The 18,724-nt window shown below is 74.2% G+C and carries 14 protein-coding genes; 8 read left to right on the top strand and 6 right to left on the bottom strand.

Annotation, left to right across the window (positions count from 1 at the left end):
• Positions 1–58: 58 nt before the first annotated feature.
• Both AB0M16_RS32485 and AB0M16_RS32480 read right to left on the bottom strand, forming a co-directional pair.
• Positions 59–493 carry a hypothetical protein gene (locus AB0M16_RS32485; protein ID WP_365349388.1) on the bottom strand — a complete coding sequence of 145 codons (435 nt, stop codon included), beginning with the start codon at positions 491–493 and terminating at the stop codon, positions 59–61.
• 72 nt (positions 494–565) lie between these two features.
• Entirely contained in the window at positions 566–1,549 is a 984-nt protein-coding gene (locus AB0M16_RS32480; protein WP_365349462.1) for a helix-turn-helix domain-containing protein, read from the bottom strand.
• 235 nt (positions 1,550–1,784) lie between these two features.
• Here AB0M16_RS32480 and AB0M16_RS32475 point away from each other — a divergent pair, with 235 nt between their 5' ends.
• The 4 genes from AB0M16_RS32475 (at position 1,785) to AB0M16_RS32460 (ending at position 9,331) form a co-directional block, all read left to right on the top strand.
• The gene (locus tag AB0M16_RS32475; protein ID WP_365349386.1) at positions 1,785–5,576 is read left to right on the top strand and encodes a S8 family serine peptidase; all 3,792 of its coding nucleotides are present in this window, start codon (positions 1,785–1,787) and stop codon (positions 5,574–5,576) included.
• Between the two features lie 135 nt (positions 5,577–5,711).
• Positions 5,712–7,070 (top strand): protein phosphatase 2C domain-containing protein, encoded by a 1,359-nt coding sequence (locus AB0M16_RS32470; RefSeq protein ID WP_365349383.1) that lies wholly within the window; start codon positions 5,712–5,714, stop codon positions 7,068–7,070.
• 27 nt (positions 7,071–7,097) lie between these two features.
• Complete coding sequence (locus AB0M16_RS32465) at positions 7,098–8,840, top strand: pyruvate dehydrogenase (protein WP_365349381.1); 1,743 nt, start codon at positions 7,098–7,100, stop codon at positions 8,838–8,840.
• A gap of 86 nt (positions 8,841–8,926) precedes the next feature.
• The gene (locus tag AB0M16_RS32460; RefSeq protein WP_365349379.1) at positions 8,927–9,331 is read left to right on the top strand and encodes an ATP-binding protein; all 405 of its coding nucleotides are present in this window, start codon (positions 8,927–8,929) and stop codon (positions 9,329–9,331) included.
• Between the two features lie 40 nt (positions 9,332–9,371).
• Here the strand turns inward: AB0M16_RS32460 and AB0M16_RS32455 are convergent, their stop codons facing one another.
• Together AB0M16_RS32455 and AB0M16_RS32450 are read right to left on the bottom strand one after the other, a co-directional pair.
• Positions 9,372–10,436 carry a DUF2637 domain-containing protein gene (locus tag AB0M16_RS32455; protein ID WP_365349377.1) on the bottom strand — a complete coding sequence of 355 codons (1,065 nt, stop codon included), beginning with the start codon at positions 10,434–10,436 and terminating at the stop codon, positions 9,372–9,374.
• Between the two features lie 219 nt (positions 10,437–10,655).
• On the bottom strand, positions 10,656–11,522 hold the full coding sequence (locus AB0M16_RS32450) for a (2Fe-2S)-binding protein (protein ID WP_365349375.1): 867 nt from the start codon (positions 11,520–11,522) through the stop codon (positions 10,656–10,658).
• A 148-nt stretch (positions 11,523–11,670) separates the two neighbouring features.
• Between AB0M16_RS32450 and AB0M16_RS32445 the strand changes: the two genes are divergently transcribed.
• Together AB0M16_RS32445 and AB0M16_RS32440 are read left to right on the top strand one after the other, a co-directional pair.
• Positions 11,671–12,555: a GntR family transcriptional regulator gene (locus tag AB0M16_RS32445; protein ID WP_365349373.1), complete on the top strand. Its 885-nt coding sequence runs from the start codon at positions 11,671–11,673 to the stop codon at positions 12,553–12,555.
• 61 nt (positions 12,556–12,616) lie between these two features.
• Positions 12,617–14,143 (top strand): hypothetical protein, encoded by a 1,527-nt coding sequence (locus tag AB0M16_RS32440; RefSeq protein WP_365349371.1) that lies wholly within the window; start codon positions 12,617–12,619, stop codon positions 14,141–14,143.
• Between the two features lie 102 nt (positions 14,144–14,245).
• On the opposite strand, the gene AB0M16_RS32435 is transcribed toward AB0M16_RS32440, so the two are convergent.
• Positions 14,246–15,040 carry a hypothetical protein gene (locus tag AB0M16_RS32435; RefSeq protein ID WP_365349369.1) on the bottom strand — a complete coding sequence of 265 codons (795 nt, stop codon included), beginning with the start codon at positions 15,038–15,040 and terminating at the stop codon, positions 14,246–14,248.
• A gap of 151 nt (positions 15,041–15,191) precedes the next feature.
• Positions 15,192–16,886: a PucR family transcriptional regulator ligand-binding domain-containing protein gene (locus AB0M16_RS32430; RefSeq protein WP_365349367.1), complete on the bottom strand. Its 1,695-nt coding sequence runs from the start codon at positions 16,884–16,886 to the stop codon at positions 15,192–15,194.
• A 341-nt stretch (positions 16,887–17,227) separates the two neighbouring features.
• Between AB0M16_RS32430 and AB0M16_RS32425 the strand changes: the two genes are divergently transcribed.
• Positions 17,228–18,121, top strand: a complete 894-nt coding sequence (locus AB0M16_RS32425) for a xanthine dehydrogenase family protein subunit M (protein ID WP_365349365.1) — start codon at positions 17,228–17,230, stop codon at positions 18,119–18,121.
• A gap of 2 nt (positions 18,122–18,123) precedes the next feature.
• Entirely contained in the window at positions 18,124–18,723 is a 600-nt protein-coding gene (locus AB0M16_RS32420) for a (2Fe-2S)-binding protein (protein ID WP_365349363.1), read from the top strand.
• The last annotated feature ends 1 nt before the right edge of the window (position 18,724 follow it).

Here is an 18,724-nt window from a genome sequence, read left to right as displayed (position 1 = left end):
CGGACGGGGGAGAGGGAGGCGGGGAGGGGAGGGGGAGGAGGGAGGCGGGGAGGGGGAGTCAGCTCGCGACAGGCAGGGCAGCGGCCACCAGATCGCGCGCCTTGCGGTCGATCAGCGGGAAGATGATCTTCAGTGAGGTCTCGCTGTACGGCGAGCAGAGCACGAACGACGAGTTCAGGATCCGTTCCTTGACCTCCGAGCGGAACAGGCCCTCCCGCTGGATGGTCATCGTGTGCTCGACCGGCTTCGCGAACACCGGGTCCGCCCGGAAGATGAGGATCCGGCGGTCCGTCATCGCCAGGTACATCGGCGTCGGCACCGGGACCACCGCCAGCGACCCGCCGCTCGCGATCGCCGACGCGATGCCGAACGCGGCGGTGCGGCGCACCGACACCGAGCTCAGATTGACGAGCGAGGTGACCTCCACGCGCTCCCCGGGCTCCAGCATCGGGGTGACGGTGGCCAGCAGGGCGCGGCGGCGCCTTCCGTTCATGGGTGGTGCTCCTGAGGGGCGTCGGGGGATCCGGACGGAAACCGGGCGCTCACCTTGCCATACGGCCCTGTGTCACCGACGGGCCACCCACCCCTTCTCGTACGCGTGCCAGCCCAGCTGCAGCCGGGTCGTCACTCCGGTCAGCTCCATCAGACCCTTCACGCGCCGCTGCACCGTCCGCAGTCCCAGGTCCAGCTGCTTGGCCACGCTCGCGTCCGTCATGCCGGCGAGCAGCAGGCTGAGGATCTCCAGGTCCGTCGGATCCGGGCCCGCGGTCTCCTCCTCCGCCACCTGCGCGTTCGCGCCGAGCCGCAGGGGCAGGGCCTCGCGCCAGACCGACTCGAAGAGGCCCATGAGCGATTCGAGCAGACCGCTCGCGTGCACCACGAGTGCGGCCGGCTCGGCCCCGCGGCCCGTGAGCGGGACCATCGCCAGGGAGCGGTCGGCGACGACCAGCTTGGTGGGCACCCGGTCCACCACCCGGATCTGTTCGTGCCGGCCGAGCGCCGCCGACAGCTCGGTCAGGCCCGAGGGCAGGCCGAGCACCTCGCGCTCGATCACGACGCGGTAGTGGACGCCCCGCTCCACGGCCTGCGCCTCCGCCGTGTTCTCCAGGCCGGACACGGCGATCGGCTTGCCCGTCACCAGCGCGCAGACCTCTTCGGCGGCGCCGAGCTGCAGCTGCAGGAAGCGGTGGGTGACGGCGCTCGCGCCGGTCACCACCTCGACGAGATCGTGCACGACCGGTTCGGTGGCCTCCGCGCGGTACTCCTGCGCGAGCAGGGCCGCCGCCAGCTCCGCCTGCTCCAGCTCGTGCCGCTGCTGGGTCAGCAGGGCGCCGAGCGCCACCCCGGGCGGGGCCGCGACCCAGCGCCCGGTGCGGGCCGAGGACTGGGCGGCCAGGCCCTGCGACTCCAGGCGGCGCAGCGCCCGCTCGGTGTCGCCCTGGGGCAGGGCGAGCCGATGGGCCAGGTCGGAGACCTCGGCCGCGCCCAGCGCGACCAGCGCGCGGTAGGCGGACTCCTGCCGCTCGTCGAGACCTATCGCTCCCAGCATCATGGATCCCACCCCTCGCGCGGACGTCCTTGGGCGACCCGGGACAATTCCCGGGCGGCCACCGGACGCGTTCGTTCCGTTGGTGCGTTGGCGGGAATCGGCCACGGCGCATTCCCGCCTCGCCCATCCTGCCTGCACCACCCTCACCTCTGCCAATGTGGCGCCACCGCAGCACCAACAGCCTCCGGACATAGGCACCTTGTGCCGTCATGCCCGGAATCAGATGGGGAGAGCGATGCGCCCGATTTCGCGTACGGCCTTGGGGGCGGCGACCGCCGCCGTGCTGGCCGTCACCGCGGTCGCGGCGTCCGCGGCAGCAGCGCCGCAGGACGCCCCGGCGACCGCCGAGCGACCGCTGGTGGGCAGCGAGGCAGCCGCCCGCGCCGGACAGCGGACCGCCACGGTCACCCTCGTGACCGGCGACCGGGTCGTGGTGACCCGCGACGCCTCGGGCGAGGCGGCGGCCGCCGCGCTGCCCCGCGAGGACGGCACCGTTCCGTTCGTGCAGACCCGCCGGTCCGGCCAGGACCTCTACGTCTACCCCGAGGGCGCCACCGCCGCGCTGGCCGCCGGCCGGGTCGACGAGGAGCTCTTCAACGTCACCGGGCTGATCCGCCAGGGCTACGACGACGCCGGCACGGCCGCCCTGCCGCTCATCGCCGTCTACGGCACGGACCTGGCCACCGCCCGCGCCGTGCCGGCCACCCCGCGCGGCGCCACCCGCGGCCCGGTCCTGAAGACCGTCGACGCGGTCGCCCTCAAGGCCGACAAGAAGCAGGCCGCCGCCTTCTGGGCCGACGTCACCGGCCCCGCCGCCCGTTCCACCGCCGGCGGACTGAAGAAGCTGTGGCTCGACCGCAAGGTGCAGGCCACCCTGGAGCGCTCGACCGCTCAGGTCCACGCCCCCGAGGCCTGGGCCGCCGGTTTCGACGGCACCGGCACCAAGGTCGCCGTCCTCGACACCGGCGCCGACGCCGAGCACCCGGACCTCAAGGGCCGGATCGTCGCCGCGCGGAACTTCACCGACTCCGACAGCGCCGACGACCGCCAGGGCCACGGGACCCACACCATCTCCACCGTCGGCGGCAGCGGCGCCGCGAGCGGAGGCAAGAAGAAGGGAGTCGCCCCCGGCGCGGCCCTCCTCAACGGCAAGGTCCTCAACGACTCCGGATCCGGGGCCACTTCATGGATCATCGCCGGCATGGAATGGGCCGTCGCCCAGGGCGCCGACGTCGTCTCCATGAGCCTCGGCAACCCCTCCGAGACGGACTGCACCGACCCGATGAGCATCGCTGCCGAGCAACTGGCGCAGAACAAGGGCACGTTGTTCGTCATAGCCGCCGGAAACTCGGGCCCCGCCGGCAACACGGTCTCCTCGCCCGGCTGCGCGCCGAGCGTCCTCACCGTCGGCGCCACCGACCGCGACGACTCCACCGCGTACTTCTCCAGCCGCGGGCCCGCGGCCGACGCCGCCCACACCCTCAAGCCGGAGATCGCCGCCCCCGGCGTCGGCATCTCCGCCGCCGCGGCCGGCGGCCGCGGCGTCTACGCCTACCAGTCGATGTCCGGCACCTCGATGGCCGCCCCGCACGTCGCGGGCGCCGCCGCCGTCGTCAAGCAGCGGCACCCCGACTGGACCGCCCAGCAGATCAAGGCCGCGCTCGTCTCCTCCGCCGACAGCGGCGTCCCGGGCGACGCCCGCGAGGTCGGCGGCGGGCGACTCGACGTGAAGGCCGCGATCGACCAGCGGGTCCTCGGCGCCCCCGCCGTCCAGGGCGGCACCTTCAGCTGGCCGCAGGACGACAGCGACCGCACCACCGTCGCCGTCCCCTACACCAACACCGGCGACACGCCCGTGACCCTCGACCTCGCCGTCGAGAAGGTCACCGGCAACGACGGCTCCGCCGTCCGCTCCCCGGTCGCCCGCCTCGGCAAGCGCACCGTGACCGTCCCGGCCGGCGCCACCGTCGAGGTCCCGCTGCGGGTCGACCCGACCGCCCGCCTGGAGCGCGCCCAGTACGGCGACGTCACCGGCCGTGTGGTCGCCAACGCCACCGGAAGCCGCGGCGTCCACGTCTCCACCCCGTTCGCGCTGTACGTCGAGCCGGAAACCCTCACCCTGCGCGTCAAGCTGATCGACCGTCAGGGAAGGCCCGCCGACGGGGCGTCCTCGCTCGACGTCATCGGCACCGACGACGCCCGCGGCGAGCGCCGCTTCAACGAGGGTTCCGCCGACCAGGTCTACCGGCTGCGTGCCGGCAGCTACTTCCTCTCCTCCTTCGTCACCACCCCCGACGCGGGCGAGGGCGCCACGCTCAACGACTCGGTCAGCTACCTGGCCCGCCCGCAGCTGGAGTTGAAGAAGGACACCACGGTCGTCCTCGACGCCCGCCGGGCCCACCGCCTCCAGGTCCGCACCCAGCAGCCCTCCGAACCCCGCGGCGCCACCCTCGCGTTCAGCCGCGCCTGGGACGACACCTGGCTGCACGCCGGTACCGCCGCCGGGCCGCGCACCATCCGCGGCTACTACGCCTCCGTCGAAGGCCGCGCCGAGGACGGCAGCTTCGAGTTCGGCAGCTACTGGCGCGCCGCCGCCCCGCAGATCAGCGAGCTCAAGGCCCTCGACGGCGCCGGCGGGTTGCTCCTGCACCCGCTGACCGGCTCCCTCGCCTCCGACAACCTCGACGGCACCGGCTCCGCCCGGCTCGTCGACGCGGGCACCGGCACCCCGGCCGAGCTCACCGCCGCCCAGGTCGCCGGCCGGATCGCGCTGGTCCGCCTGCCCGACGACAGCACCAACGCGGGCACCCTCGCCCGCAACGCCAAGGCGGCCGGCGCCCTCGCGGTCCTCGTGTACCACCGGGCCGAAGGGCGGTGGTACCCCAGCGGCGGCTTCACCGGGATCGGCCTGCCGGCCCTCTCGGTGCCCTCCGCCGAGGCCGCGCAGCTGCTCGGCAAGCTCGCCGCCGGAGAGGTCACGCTCGCCTGGAAGGCCACCGCGAAGAGCCCGTACGTCTACAACCTCGCGTTCCCGGAGACCCGCGCGATCCACGACGACCGGACCTACCGGGTCGAGGACCGCACGCTGGGCCGCACGGACTCCCGCTACGGCTCCTCCGGCATCGGCACGGACTTCGTCGAGTTCCCCGCCGCCTACCGGCCCGACGGCACCGTCGTCGCCTTCGGCTCCCTGGAGACCGTCCCGGCCCCCGGCACCCGCACCGCGTACTACTCGGCCGGCGGCACCGCCTGGCAGTCGCTCGTCGGCAGCAGCTTCCCGTTCGGCGAACTGATGGTCGGCGGCCGGCACGCCTACGCCGCCGGCGAGCGCCGCACCGAGAACTGGTACGACGGCGTCATCGCCCCGACCGCCCCGCGCGACGCCGCCGGCGAGCCGGTGCTCGTCGCCGAACGCCAGGGCAACCTCATCGGCTTCGCCGACGCCATGTGGGGCGACGCCACGCACCATGCCGAGCCCGGCTCCTTCGGCGACATCGGCAACCTGCACCTGAGCAGGAACGGCGAGGAGATCGGCGCCACCGGCTGGCCCTTCGGGGTCTTCGAGGTGCCGGCCGAGCCCGGCACGTACACGCTCGAACAGAACACCATGAAGATCGGGAGCAAGGTCTGGGCCCGCTCGACTTCCGTCAACTCGGTATGGGAATTCACCTCCGAGCTCGACGAGAACGTCTATTCTCAGGGCATCCCCATTCTCTTCCCCCGGTACGACCTTCCGGAGGACGGACTCAAGACCCTCGCAGCGACCGACGGCCAGCAGATCGGCCTCGGCGTGACGGGTCACGCGGGCTACACCCCCGCGGCGCTCACCTCGGCCAGGCTCTCGTACTCCTACGACGGCGGTACGACCTGGACCGAAGCGCAGGTCACCCACCAGGGCGACGCCTGGACCGCGACCGTGAACCACGCGGGCGCCACCGGCAAGCAGGTCACCCTGAAGGCCGAACTGACGGACGCCCACGGCAACTCCGTCACCCAGACCGTGGTCCGCGCCTACGACGTGCGCTGATCACGCCGGTCCGCCGGACGTCCTTCCCGTGGGGGGTGGGGTCGTCCGGCGGACCACCCGTTCCACCGCCGACCCACCGCGACACATTTGCGGATGTCCCGTTTTCTGACGGCCTGTGCGGTGGACAATAAGGGCATGACTCAGCAGGGGGACACCAACTGGTGGGACGAGCTCTACGACGAGGCGGCGCCCGACACCGGGCCCGCCCCGACCACCGACAGCCTCGACGAGCGCTACGACTCCGCGACCCGGACCACGACGGCCGCACCGCCGGTCACGCCCGGCACACCTGACGCGCCCGACGCGGGCGCGCCCGCCCGGCCCGCGCCGCCCGTCGAGATCGAGCCGCCCGTGCCGACCACCCGGCCCGAGGCCCGGCCGGCCGAGGCGCCCACCGTGCAGGTCCCCGCGCCCCGCCCCCGTACCGGGCACGTCGGCACCCGGCCGCCCACCTACGACGCCGAGCCCACCGCCCTGCCCGCCGCCCGCCCCGGTGAGCTCGACGCGCTCGTCGCCGACACCGTCCTCGACGGCGCCCGGTACGGCGCCTACACGCTCCGTGCCGCCTCCGTCCGCGGCGACTCCGCCCGCTTCCGCGGCGAACCCCGCCGCGACGCCCTGCTCACCGCGCGCTTCGGCCAGGACGAGGCCGCCCTCGTGCTCGTCGCCGTCGCCGCCGGGCGCCGCGCCGCCGAGCACACCCACCTCGCCGCCGCCGACGTCTGCCGCTGGATCGGCGAGGCCGTCGGCCGCAGCCACACCCGGCTCTCCGAGGACATCCGCTCCGGCCGCCGCGGCGACCTCAAGTCCGGCCTCCACCGGCTCACCGACCGCACCTACAACAAGCTCCGCGCCCGCGCCGTCGAACGCGGCCTCGACCCCCAGGAGTACACGGCCGGACTGCGCTGCCTCCTGCTCTCCGCCGACCCCGAGTGCCGCACCCGGGTCTTCTTCGGCATCGGTGGCGGCGGCCTGTTCCGGCTCCGCGACGGCTCCTGGCAGGACATCGAGCCGCTCCTGCCGGAACCCTCGGCGACCGCCGGCGCGCCCGTCGTCGGCTTCGGATCCCCACCGCCCGCCTCCCCGCCGCCCGCCCCGCCGCCCCCGAGTCCCCCGCCCCCGGGCTCCGGACCGGCGGCCGAAGACCCCGGCGCCCCCGAGGCCCCGGAGGCCACCGAGGACGGCGACCGGCTCACCATGAGGCTCGGCGTCGCCGACGCCCCCGGCCGGCCCTTCGTCGAGGAGCCGCTGCCGCCCCCGACCGAACCCTTCCGCTTCCGCGCCTCCGTCGCCCGCCCCGGCGACACCCTGCTGCTCGCCTCGCCCGGCCTCGCCGCCCCCCTGCGCGGCGAGCCGGACCTCGCCCGCGAGCTCGCCGCCCGCTGGGCCGGCGCGGCCGAACCGCCGGGCCTCGCCGCCTTCCTCGCCGACACCCAACTGCGCGTCACGGGTTACGCCGACGACCGTACGGGGGTGGCCGTCTGGGAGGCGTAACCTCCCCGCCCATGGGTTGATGGACCCATGGGCAAACAGAATGTCGCAGAACAGTTCGTCGACATCCTCGTCCGTGCGGGCGTGCAACGCCTCTACGGAGTGGTCGGCGACAGCCTGAACCCCGTCGTCGACGCGATCCGGCGCGACTCCGCCATCGACTGGATCCAGGTGCGGCACGAGGAGACCGCCGCATTCGCCGCCGGCGCCGAGGCGCAGATCACCGGCCGGCTCGCGGCCTGCGCGGGCTCCTGCGGCCCGGGCAATCTGCACCTCATCAACGGGCTGTACGACGCCCACCGCTCCATGGCCCCGGTCCTGGCCCTCGCCTCCCAGATCCCCTCCGGCGAGATCGGACTCGGATACTTCCAGGAGACCCACCCGGACCAGCTGTTCCGCGAATGCAGCCACTACAGCGAGCTGATCTCCAACCCCCGGCAGATGCCCCGGCTGCTCCAGACCGCGATTCAGCACGCGGTGGGACAGGGCGGCGTCAGCGTGGTCTCCCTGCCCGGTGACATCGCCTCCCAGACCGCCCCGGACAAGCCGGTCGAGAGTGCGCTCGTCACCTCCCGACCCACCGTCCGGCCCGGCGACGCCGAGATCGACGCGCTGGTCCGGATGATCGACTCGGCCGAACGGGTGACGTTGTTCTGCGGCAGCGGCACCGCCGGCGCGCACCCCGAGGTCATGCAGTTCGCCGAACGCGTGAAGTCGCCCGTCGGGCACGCGCTGCGCGGCAAGGAGTGGATCCAGTACGACAACCCCTACGACGTCGGCATGAGCGGACTCCTCGGCTACGGCGCCGCCTACGAGGCCACCCACGAGTGCGATCTGCTGATCCTGCTCGGTACCGACTTCCCGTACAACGCCTTCCTGCCGGACGACGTGAAGATCGTGCAGATCGACGTACGGCCCGAGCGGCTCGGCCGGCGCTCCAAGCTCGACCTCGCGGTCTGGGGCGACGTCCGCGAGACCCTGCGCTGCGTCATTCCCCGCGTACGGGCCAAGACCGACCGGCGCTTTCTCGACAAGATGCTGAAGAAGCACGCCGACGCCCTGGAGAACGTGGTGAAGGCGTACACCCGGAAGGTCGAGAAGCACGTTCCGATCCATCCCGAGTACGTGGCCGCCGTGCTCGACGAACTCGCCGACGACGACGCCGTGTTCACCGTGGACACCGGTATGTGCAATGTGTGGGCCGCCCGCTATCTGACGCCCAACGGGCGGCGCCGGATCATCGGCTCCTTCAGTCACGGCTCCATGGCCAACGCGCTGCCGCAGGCCATCGGCGCGCAGTTCGTCGACCGAGGCCGGCAGGTCGTGTCGATGTCCGGGGACGGCGGATTCTCCATGCTGATGGGCGACTTCCTCACCCTCGTCCAGTACGACCTGCCGGTGAAGGTCGTGCTCTTCAACAACTCCTCCCTCGGCATGGTGGAGTTGGAGATGCTGGTGGCCGGACTTCCCTCGTACGGAACCACGAACAAGAACCCCGACTTCGCCGCCGTCGCGCGCGCCGCCGGCGCCTACGGAGTCCGCGTGGAGAAGCCCAAGCAGCTCGCGGGGGCGTTGAAGGACGCCTTCAAGCACAAGGGGCCCGCGCTCGTGGACGTCGTCACCGACCCCAACGCCCTGTCGATCCCGCCGAAGATCAGCGCCGAGATGGTCACCGGGTTCGCCCTTTCCGCCAGCAAGATCGTGCTCGACGGAGGAGTGGGGCGGATGCTCCAGATGGCCCGGTCGAACGTACGTAACGTGCCTCGGCCCTGACGGTCCGTACACACCGATGAATGCGGGCCCGGCGCCTGGGCATGCATCCCCGTGAGCCTGTTCGATCCGACGACGGGGTGGGGGTTATGGCCGGGGAGGCGAAACAGCCGACTCAACTGCTCAGAAAGGTGGGATGCGCGGATCTCACCGCGGTTCCGGAGGTGCGACACGCCTTACGCGCGATGCTGGGGACATGGGGCGGGCCCGGCGCCACCGACGTCGCGGAACTGCTGACCAGCGAGCTGGTGACCAACGCGCTCGTCCACACCGACCACGGGGCGGTCGTCACCGCCACCGTCGCGCCCGAACAACTCCGGGTAGAGGTGCGGGACTTTGTCTCCGGACTGAGCCGGCCACGGGTACCGCCCGCCGACGACGGTACGCACGGCCGAGGTCTCGTCCTGGTGCAGGCCCTCGCCGACTCCTGGGGGGTCGAGAACCATGCGGCGGGCAAGGTGGTCTGGTTCGAACTGAGCGGCGGGGCCGCCTGAGGATCTCCTCGGGCGGCCCCGCCGGACGACAGGGGTCCGCTCAGCCGAACTGCTGCTCCAGGTCCGCGAGCTTGCGCTCCAGGGAGTCCAGGCGGGGCAGCGTCTGGGTGTCGTCCTCGGCGGTGAGGTCCACCGTCCGGGACTCGCGGCTGTCAGTTCCCCTCACGGCTTGCAGGGAGGGCCGGGATCGAAGCGGCAGCTGTCCGGGGTCGGCTATGGCGGGCTCCGCGACGGCGGCCTGCACCGGCCCCGTCGCGGAGCCCGCGCCCGCGGCGCCCAGCGCCGCCACCTCCACCTGCCGGCCGCCCCGCCCGAAGGCGCGGTGCTGCCGGTTGAGCGCCTTCAGGCGCGCCCGGTCCAGCTTGGCCTGCTCCCGCCGGCGGATCCGGTTCTGCTCCTTCTCCCGCCGGTCCTCGCGCACCTCGTCCACGGCCTCGTCCAGGGTCCGCACGCCTTCCAGGAGCATCAGCGACCAGGCGCCGAAGGTCTCCCGGGGGGCCCGCAGCCAGCGGACCATCCGGATCTGCGGCAGCGGCCTCGGGATCAGGCCCTGCTCGCGCAGCGCTGCCCGCCTGGTCTGCTTCAGCGCCCGGTCGAAGAGGACCGCGGCCGAGAGGGACATGCCCGCGAAGAACTGCGGGGCGCCCGCGTGGCCCAAGCCCCGCGGGGCGTGCACCCAGTTGAACCAGGCCGCCGCGCCCGCGAACGTCCACACGAGGAGGCGCGAGCCGAGGGCCGCGTCGCCGTGGCTGGCCTCGCGGACGGCGAGCACCGAACAGAACATGGCGGCCCCGTCGAGGCCGAAGGGCACCAGATACTCCCAGCCTCCGGTGAGGTTGAGGTTCTGCCGGCCGAAGCCGACCAGCCCGTGGAAGGAGAGCGCCGCCGCGACCGCGGCGCAGCAGAAGAGCAGGACGTAGGAGGCGGTGCCGTAGACGGCCTCCTTGCGTCTGCGGCGCTCCTCGCTGCGCTCCCAGGAGTCCTCGGCCGCGGCCTGGTCACCGGCGCGCTTCCCGCGCGCGAGCACCGCCACCGCCGTCAGGACGCCCGCCACCATCACGCCGCCCGGAAGCAGCCAGTCCAGCGATATGTCGGTCAGTCTCATTGCGGTGTCCCTTGCCTCGCAGTAGTGCCTCGCAGTAGGGCGATACGGCCGCCCATATTGGCGGACCGGGCGGGGCGGGCAGGGGGTTTCGGGGCAAGAGCACGCCATCGGGGCCGTACGGCATGCGAATAGGTGGGATCTGGTCGAACTCCCGCACGGGGGCGGCGAGTTGTGTTCGATTTACGTCACTCTGACGGGTGGCGTAACGGCGGGAGTCGGTCAGGCGGTCGCCGCGAGGCGGCTGACCCGCTCCGCGTCGGGAGTCCGCGGACAGGTGAGGCAGGTGTCCTCGGGCCGCAGGGTGTAGAAGAGGCAGCAGGTCGCCCGGTCCCGGGTGGAGCGCGTAGCCCCGCACGCCTCGGCCGAGCCCGCGAGCTCGCGGAAGCCTGCCGTCCCCACGTACGGCCTCGTGGTGCCCGGCATCAGGCGCTCGAGCTCGGCCAGTGCCCGGTCCTCCTCGCCGAGCAGCGCCGCGACGTACCAGAGGCCCTCGACGATCTCGTCCGTCACCATGCCCCACAGGGCCCGCCGGCCGCGCCGCATCCGGGGCCCGAAACCGGCGAGCAGTTCCTCGAAGTGCTCCGCGAGGGCGTCCCGCACCTCCGCCCGCAGGGCCTCCTCGTCCGCGAGCACCCGCGCGCCCGGCAGGGCGGCGGCCGGGTCGCCCGGCAGGCAGGCGAACTCCTCCACCCGGACCGCGAGCCGGCCCAGCGGACGGTGGAAGGCCACGTTCCGGACGGGCAGCCGCGGCACCCGGCGGTGCAGGAACCAGGGCAGCGTCACCAGGAGGCACACGGGCCAGGCGTACCGGTGCAGTCCGAAGCTCGCCACCACGTCGGGGCGGGCGGTCGCCCCGTAGTCCCGTCGCACCTGCGCCTCGTCCCAGGCGAGGAAGGCGTCCAGGCCGTCGCCGCCGGCCGCCATGAGCTCCGTGCCGATCCAGCCCGCACCGTCCGGCAGCCGCGCGTCCCGGCCGTGCTCGTCGACGTGCAGACCGGTGAACACCTCGGCGAGCCGGGCGTAGGCGGCCGCGACGGGCGAGGTGGGCAGGGAGGGGGGAGACGGCAGCAGGGCGGGCAGGGCCATACGGAACCACCGAATCACGATCGTTAGCAGGTTAGCCTTACCTTACCCGATGCGTACGGTGTTTGAACTGCGGCGCCGTCCGCCTATCGTGCACGGGGGACCCCGGCGCCGCGAGCCGGGCCCGGCACGAAGGCGCAGGAGGACCCGGGTGGAGCAGGGCAGCACGCGCGGGCGGACGACAGGCCCGTCCGCGGCGGCGGCGCAAGGCGACGGAACGGACCCCGGTGCCGCGTCCCGGTACGGAGCCGGAACGGACCCCGGTGCCGCGTCCCGGCACGGCGCCTCCCACCGCGAGGACCCCTGGGCCCACCCCGGCACCGCGCGTGTCCCCGAGCAGGCCCGTGGGCAGCAGGGCGTGCGCGGCGAGCACGTGCACGGCGAGGATCCCGTACCCGGGCTCGCGCCCCGGACCGTACGACGGCACTCCGTACGCGGGCAGATCCTCCAAGCCCTGCGCACCGCACTCGTCGGCGGTGAACTGGTCCCCGGCGAGGTCTACTCCGCCCCCGCCCTCGGCGAACGCTTCGGCGTCTCCGCCACCCCCGTCCGCGAGGCCATGCAGCAGCTGGCCACCGAGGGCGCCGTGGAGGTCGTGCCCAACCGCGGCTTCCGCGTCACCGAGCGCACTCCCCGCGAACTGGCGGAGCTGGCCGAGGTGCGCGCGCTCATCGAGGTGCCCGTGATGCTCCGGCTCGCCCGCACGGTCCCCGCCGCCCGCTGGGCCGAGCTCCGGCCGCTCGCCGAGGCCACCGCCACCGCCGCCGCGCGCGGCGACCGCGCACACTACGCCGAGGCCGACCGCGCCTTCCACCGGGCCGTCCTCTCCCTCGCCGGCAACGAACAGCTCCTCGTCGTCGCCGACGACCTCCACCGGCGATCCCAGTGGCCCCTCGTCAGCGCCCCGGTCACCCGGCACGGCGAACTCGTCGCCGACGCCGCCGAGCACACCGCCCTCCTCGACGCGCTCGTCGCCCAGGATCTCGCAGTGGTTTCGTCACTCGTACGGGAGCACTTCACCGGAGCGCAGGACTGACGACTAAGGTCGACAGCGTCAGCCCGCTCTTCGTCCCTGCCGCGCCGACCGAGAGGTGTCCATGCCGTCCGTCCGCGCGGAGCGCCCCGGGGCCTCGGCCCTGCTCGGCTGGCTCACCGACCCCGAGGCCCCCCGCCTCTGCCTCGTCACCGGAGCGCCGGGGTTGCTCGACTGGCTCGCCGCGCACGGCCCCCGGGCCGCCGGCCGCCACCGCAGCGCCCGCGCCCTCGTCCCGCTGACCGGCCGCAGCGCGCTCGGCACGGCGTGGGCCGTCGCCGACCACCTCGGCGTCGTCGCCACGTCCCCCGCCGACCTCGTCCGTGCCCTCGCCACCAGCGACAACGGCCGCGCCGCCCGTACGGTGCTGCTGCTCCCCGCGCTGCACGCGGCCGCCGAGCCGGAGGCCGTCGCCACGCTGCTGGCGGACCTGGCGCGGCTCGGGCGGGTGCGCCTCGTCGTGGAGACCCGGCCGGGAACGCCGGAGTACGAGCTCCTCGCGGCAGGCCGTTTCGCGGAGGTGGACGCCGAGGAGTCCGCCGCGGAGCCCGAGCCGCCGGCGCGGGTGCCCGTGGACCTCTCCGACCCGGCCGCCGTGTGCGCCGCCGACCCGGTGGCCGTCACCACCGGCTACCTGCGGGACGCGGGCGACGACCACGGAGGCCTGAGCGCGGCCTGGCTGCGGGCCGGGCAGGCCCTGTGCGCGGCCCGGAACCCCGCGGACCGGGCGCTGGGACTGCTCGCCCTCCTCGGCGACGGCGCCGATCCGCGGCTGCGGCCCGCACTCGAAGAGCTGTCCGGCCGAGCCGCCTGGCGGGTGCGGTGGACCCGGGTCGTGGGCGACGTCGCCCCGCCGTGGCCCGGACCGGTGGCCGCGCTCGCGGCGCAGGACGGCACGCTGCTCGTCGCGGACCTCGGCGGCACCGTACGGCTCCTCGCGGCGACCGACGCGCGGCCGCTGGGCCGGCTCGACCACCCCGTGACCGGGCGGGTGACCGCGCTCGCGCCGGCCCCGGACGGGACCGTACTGCTCCTCGACGAGCGCGGGAGGCTGCACACCGTACGGGGGCGGGAGCCACGCCCGCCGTACCTGCGGCGTCTCACGGAGGCGGTCTCGGCCACCCTGACCCGGCACCCCGGCACGGCCCTCGCGGCCATCGCGGGCTCCGTGGTGGTGGGCGACCGGCTCGGCTCCGTGCACGCCTTCGGACTCACCGGACTGCACCAGGCGGCGCTGCACAGCGGGCGGGTCACGGCGGTGGCGGCCGTCGAGTCGGCGACCCCCTTCGTCTGCAGCGGCGGCGCCGACGGGGCGGTCCGCCGCTGGACGCCGGGCCGCGACCCGGACCCGGCACCCCTGGCAGAGCGGGCCTCGCCGGTCGTCTCGCTGGCCGCCACCGAGACCCCGCACGGCCCGGTCCTCGGCGTCGCCTGGGCCGACGGCACCGTCGAACTCCACCACGTGGAACAGGGCGACCGCACGGTCTTCCGCCCCGGCCCGCCGGTCAGGGCGGTCACGGTCACGGCCGACGGCGCACTGGTGGTCGGCCTGGAGGACGCGCTGCTCCGCCTGGAACGGCGAGCGGACTGACGGGGGCCGGGAGCAGCCCCCGCCCCGCTGTCCGCGGGACGATCGCCCACGACGGGGGCGGGCCGCCGCCCGCCGGCCCCCGTCCCCGCCCGATCGGTCCGGTCAGATCGCCGGACGTGGTGTCAGCTGGCCCGCCAGCCAGGTCGGTACGCCGCCCAGCAGGCGGAAGAGGCGGGTCGCCTCGGCCCGGAGGCGACCCGCCTCCGGCTCCGTCTCCGCCTCGGCGAGGGACGCCAGGGCCGGTGCCGTGCCCACCAGGTAGCCCAACTCCTCCCGGATGCGCAGGGATTCGGCGAAGCCGTGCCGGGCCTCGGCCAACTCGCCCTCGCGCAGGGCGAGTCCGGCCAGGTGACGCCAGGTGAACGACAGCAGGAGCGCGTCGTCGTGGGCGGTGGCCGCCGCGTGCGCCCGCCGGTAGGCGGCGCGGGCCGCCTGGGGCGAGTCGCCCAGGTTCTGGGCGATCAGGCCGCGCCGGAAGTCCAGGACGGCCCGCCCCGGGGTCTCCGGTCCGATCAGCGCCGCCGCGCGGCCCAGCGCCGCCCGCGCCTCGTCCGCCCGGTCCCGTACGCCCAACAGGGTGGACGCGTACGCCAGATAGCCGCGCTCGCACGCCGCCGCCCCGCGCTCCTCGTCGGTCCTCGCCACCGCCTCCGCCGCCCGCAGGGCCTCCTCCGCCTCGGCCCAGCCCTGCTCGGTGTACAGGCAGCGTTCGATGAGCAGGGCCGCCCGCTCCAGAGCCGCGGCCGGTTCGGCCGATCGTGGGGCGAGGAGTTCGGCGGCGTCCGTCCAGCAGCCGCGGGAGCGAAGTCTCCAGACCGCGGTCTCCAGTGGGGTTCCCCGGCCGTACGCCACATTGCCCTCCCCGAGCGCGCCATCGAGCTGTGAGTAGGACGGCATCTCAGCACGGAGGTGGGGCGGGGGCCAAGGGGTCGGGTGAAAGAATTCACAAGGGGAGCCCCCCGAAACACGGGCCACACGCCGCAACGGGGCGGCAGTCGCCTGCCGCCCCGTCAGTTCCGGTGATCACCCGAAGAGATGAACCGCGAGATCAGCTCATCCGCAGGGCCAGGAAGAAGTCCAGCTTGTCCTCCAGGCGGGACAGGTCCCGGCTCGTGAGCTGCTCGATGCGGCCCACCCGGTAGCGCAGCGTGTTCACGTGCAGGTGGAGCCGGGTCGCGCAGCGGGTCCAGGAGCCGTCGCAGTCGAGGAACGCCTCCAGGGTCGGGATGAGCTCCGCCCGGTGCCGCCGGTCGTAGTCGCGCAGCGGGTCCAGGAGGCGGGCCGTGAAGGCTCGGCGGACGTCGTCGGGGACGAAGGGCAGCAGCAGGACGTGCGAGGCCAGCTCGTGGTGACCCGCGGCGCAGACCCGGCCCGGCCGGGCGGCGGCGACCCGGCGGGCGTGCCGGGCCTCCTCCAGGGCCCCGCGCAGGCCCTCCGCGGAGTGCACGGCCGCGCTGACGCCCAGGGTGAGCCGGCCGTCGTCGGAGAGCCCGGCGGACAGCGGGGCCCGCACGGCGGCGAGCAGCGCGTCGGCGTGCAGGCCGACCGCCACGGGGGGCAGCTCGTCCTCGCTGTCCGGCAGCGGCGCGGCGGCCAGCGGCACCAGCGCGATGGCCTCGTCGCCGCTGTGGGCGACGGCGATCCGGTCCGCGGACTCGGCGCCGGAGGCCGCGGGGTCGACCAGGATCTCCTCCAGGAGGGCCTGGGCGACGGGGCCGCTGTCGACCGGGTTCTGGCCGGCCTCGTGGTCCCACTCGACGCGGGCGACCACGACCTGCCAGTGCGGGGCGGTGCCCAGGCCGGGCAGCAGCACCGGCGCCGCGACGCGCAGCCGGGCGGCGATCTCGGCGGGCGCGGCGCCCGTCTGGACCAGCTCCAGGACCTCCTGGGCCAGTCGGCGCCGTACCGTGCGGGCCGCGTCCCGGCGGTCCCGTTCGACGGCGATCAGCTGGGTGACGCCCTGCAGCAGGTCCAGCCGGGCGGCCGGCCAGTCGCCGGCGTCGGCCTCCACGGCGAGCAGCCAGTCGGAGAGCACGGTCTCGCGGACGTCGCGGGAGGCGGGCGTGGCGCCCCGGCCGGTGTTGCGGATCGGGAAGAGCGAGTAGGTGCTTCCGCTCGCGCTGAGCCGGTGCGGGCCGCGCCGGCCGGTGCGGGTGGCGGCCAGGTGTTCGCCCGCGAGGGTGGCGGCGAGGGACGGGTCGAGGGCCTCCCCGGCACCCGCGATCTGGCGGCCGGTGGGGGAGAGCACCCAGGCCCGCAGGTCCAGGTCGGAGCCGAGCAGATCGAGGACGACCTCGGGGCCGCCGCCGGCCGGGCCGGAGGTCATCAGGCGCCGGTGCCGGTCGACCACGGCCGCCAGGTCGCCCGCCCGCTCGCCGGAGACCTGTCGAACAACGTGCTCGGTGATCGTCGCGAACGCAACGGACTCGTTCACCGCGAACAGCGGCAGGCGGTGGCGAGAACACGCCTCCACGAGATCGCCGGGAATGTCGCCCAGCTCCGCCTCGCCGACGGCCAGCGCGGCGACGCCGGCGCCCGTCAGGATGCGCACGAAGGGTTCGGCGTCGGCCGGCTCGTGGAGCCAGGCGAGCCCGGTGAGGACCAGCTCGCCCCCGGACAGGTAGCGACTGGGGTCCTTGAGGTCCGTCGTCATCACGCCACGCACGGTCCGGTCCAGCTCGTCCTCGCCGCCGAGCAGGCGCAGCCCCAGCGCGTCGTTCTCCAGCAGTGCGCGCAGCCGCATGATGTCGCCGCCGTTCCTTCTCGTCGTGGTGATGGGTGTCGCGTTGTCGTCGGTGGCCTGGTGCCAGCGTTTCCGAGGGGAAACAGTGAGGTGGCTGTTCTTCGTCGTTCGTTCGAATCTACAAGACGGTGGTGGTCGTCAGCCAACTCCTTCATGTGTTCGGTGGCTGCACACGGGCGAGCGGGGCTTGTGTACTAGGCCACACAACACCGCGTAAACGGCACGTGAAGAGATCGTCGGAGTCGCCGGCCGTTTCCCCTCCGGGCCCCGCACGGACGTCCCCCGTCCGTGGACGTCCCGTCCCCCGTTCCCCGCACGACCACAGGAAGGAACCAGCCACCATGGACTTCCTTCGTCCCGCCAGCTGGGAGGAGGCGCTCGCCGTCAAGGCCGAGCACCCCACGGCCGTGCCGATCGCGGGGGGCACCGACGTCATGGTCGAGATCAACTTCGACCACCGTCGCCCCGAGTACCTGCTGGACCTCAACCGGATCGGGCTGCTCGACGAATTCGAGGTCGGCGAGGAGACCGTACGGCTCGGCGCGTCCGTCCCGTACACCCGGATCATGGAGAACCTGCGCGAGGAGCTGCCCGGTCTGGCGCTCGCCTCGCACACCGTCGCCTCCCCGCAGATCCGCAACCGCGGCGGCGTCGGCGGCAACCTGGGCACCGCGTCCCCTGCCGGTGACGCCCACCCCGCGCTGCTCGCGGCGGGTGCCGAGGTCGAGGTCGAGTCGGTGCGCGGCACCCGGTTCATCCCCATCGACGCGTTCTACACGGGCGTGAAGCGCAACGCGCTGGAGCCCGACGAGCTCATCAAGACCGTCCACGTGAAGAAGGCGGACGGCCCCCAGCAGTTCTCCAAGGTCGGCACCCGGAACGCCATGGTCATCGCCGTGTGCGCCTTCGGTCTGGCCCTCCACCCGGAGACCCGGACCGTGCGGACCGGCATCGGTTCCGCCGCCCCCACCCCGGTGCGGGCGACCGCGGCCGAGGACTTTCTGAACGCGGCCCTCGAAGAGGGCGGGTTCTGGGACGACGGCAGGACCATCACCCCCTCGATCGCCCGGCAGTTCGCGGAGCTCGCCTCCGCCGCCTGCAACCCGATCGACGACGTTCGGGGCACCGCCGGCTACCGCCGGCACGCCGTCGGCGTCATGGCCCGCCGCACGCTCGGCTGGACCTGGGAGCAGTACCGCGCCGGCCGTGGCCGCACGCTCGAAGGAGCTGCATAGCCATGCGCGTGAACGTCACCGTCAACGGGCGGCCGCAGGAAGCCGACGACGTCTGGGAGGGCGAGTCCCTTCTCTACGTGCTGCGCGAGCGCCTGGGTCTGCCGGGCTCCAAGAACGCCTGCGAGCAGGGCGAGTGCGGTTCCTGCACCGTCCGGCTCGACGGGGTGCCGGTGTGCGCCTGCCTCGTGGCCGCCGGCCAGGCCGAGGGGCGTGAGGTCGTCACCGTCGAGGGTCTCGCGGAGTACGCGAAGCGCCGCTCCGACGAGGGCGCGCCCCGCCCCGGCGCCGCCCGCGGCACCTCGCTCGACGCCGCCCAGCGGTGGGAGGCCCGGCCCGGCCAGGACTCCCGGACCGGCGAGGGCGTGGAGCTGTCCCCGATCCAGCAGGCGTTCCTCGACGCCGGCGCCGTGCAGTGCGGCTTCTGCACCCCCGGCCTGCTGGTCGCGGCCGACGAGATGCTGGAGCGCAACCCGTCCCCGACGGACGCGGACATCCGCGAGGCGCTGTCCGGCAACCTCTGCCGCTGCACCGGCTACGAGACGATCCTCGACGCGGTCCGCCTGGCGGCCGCTCGCCGGGAACGTCAGGGAGAGGCGGTCTGAC

This window comes from Streptomyces sp. NPDC051921 (assembly GCF_040680975.1).
Lineage (GTDB): Bacteria > Actinomycetota > Actinomycetes > Streptomycetales > Streptomycetaceae > Streptomyces.
Note: the sequence above shows the minus strand (reverse complement) of the source record. Positions and strands in the feature narration are given on the sequence as shown.

What these genes read in the sequence shown, in the direction of transcription:
- AB0M16_RS32485 (WP_365349388.1), bottom strand. Translation starts at nt 493, where the DNA reads ATGAACGGAAGGCGCCGCCGCGCCCTGCTGGCCACCGTCACCCCGATG.
- AB0M16_RS32480 (WP_365349462.1), bottom strand. Translation starts at nt 1,549, where the DNA reads ATGCTGGGAGCGATAGGTCTCGACGAGCGGCAGGAGTCCGCCTACCGC.
- AB0M16_RS32475 (WP_365349386.1), top strand. Translation starts at nt 1,785, where the DNA reads ATGCGCCCGATTTCGCGTACGGCCTTGGGGGCGGCGACCGCCGCCGTG.
- AB0M16_RS32470 (WP_365349383.1), top strand. Translation starts at nt 5,712, where the DNA reads ATGACTCAGCAGGGGGACACCAACTGGTGGGACGAGCTCTACGACGAG.
- AB0M16_RS32465 (WP_365349381.1), top strand. Translation starts at nt 7,098, where the DNA reads ATGGGCAAACAGAATGTCGCAGAACAGTTCGTCGACATCCTCGTCCGT.
- AB0M16_RS32460 (WP_365349379.1), top strand. Translation starts at nt 8,927, where the DNA reads ATGGCCGGGGAGGCGAAACAGCCGACTCAACTGCTCAGAAAGGTGGGA.
- AB0M16_RS32455 (WP_365349377.1), bottom strand. Translation starts at nt 10,436, where the DNA reads ATGAGACTGACCGACATATCGCTGGACTGGCTGCTTCCGGGCGGCGTG.
- AB0M16_RS32450 (WP_365349375.1), bottom strand. Translation starts at nt 11,522, where the DNA reads ATGGCCCTGCCCGCCCTGCTGCCGTCTCCCCCCTCCCTGCCCACCTCG.
- AB0M16_RS32440 (WP_365349371.1), top strand. Translation starts at nt 12,617, where the DNA reads ATGCCGTCCGTCCGCGCGGAGCGCCCCGGGGCCTCGGCCCTGCTCGGC.
- AB0M16_RS32435 (WP_365349369.1), bottom strand. Translation starts at nt 15,040, where the DNA reads ATGCCGTCCTACTCACAGCTCGATGGCGCGCTCGGGGAGGGCAATGTG.
- AB0M16_RS32430 (WP_365349367.1), bottom strand. Translation starts at nt 16,886, where the DNA reads ATGCGGCTGCGCGCACTGCTGGAGAACGACGCGCTGGGGCTGCGCCTG.
- AB0M16_RS32425 (WP_365349365.1), top strand. Translation starts at nt 17,228, where the DNA reads ATGGACTTCCTTCGTCCCGCCAGCTGGGAGGAGGCGCTCGCCGTCAAG.
- AB0M16_RS32420 (WP_365349363.1), top strand. Translation starts at nt 18,124, where the DNA reads ATGCGCGTGAACGTCACCGTCAACGGGCGGCCGCAGGAAGCCGACGAC.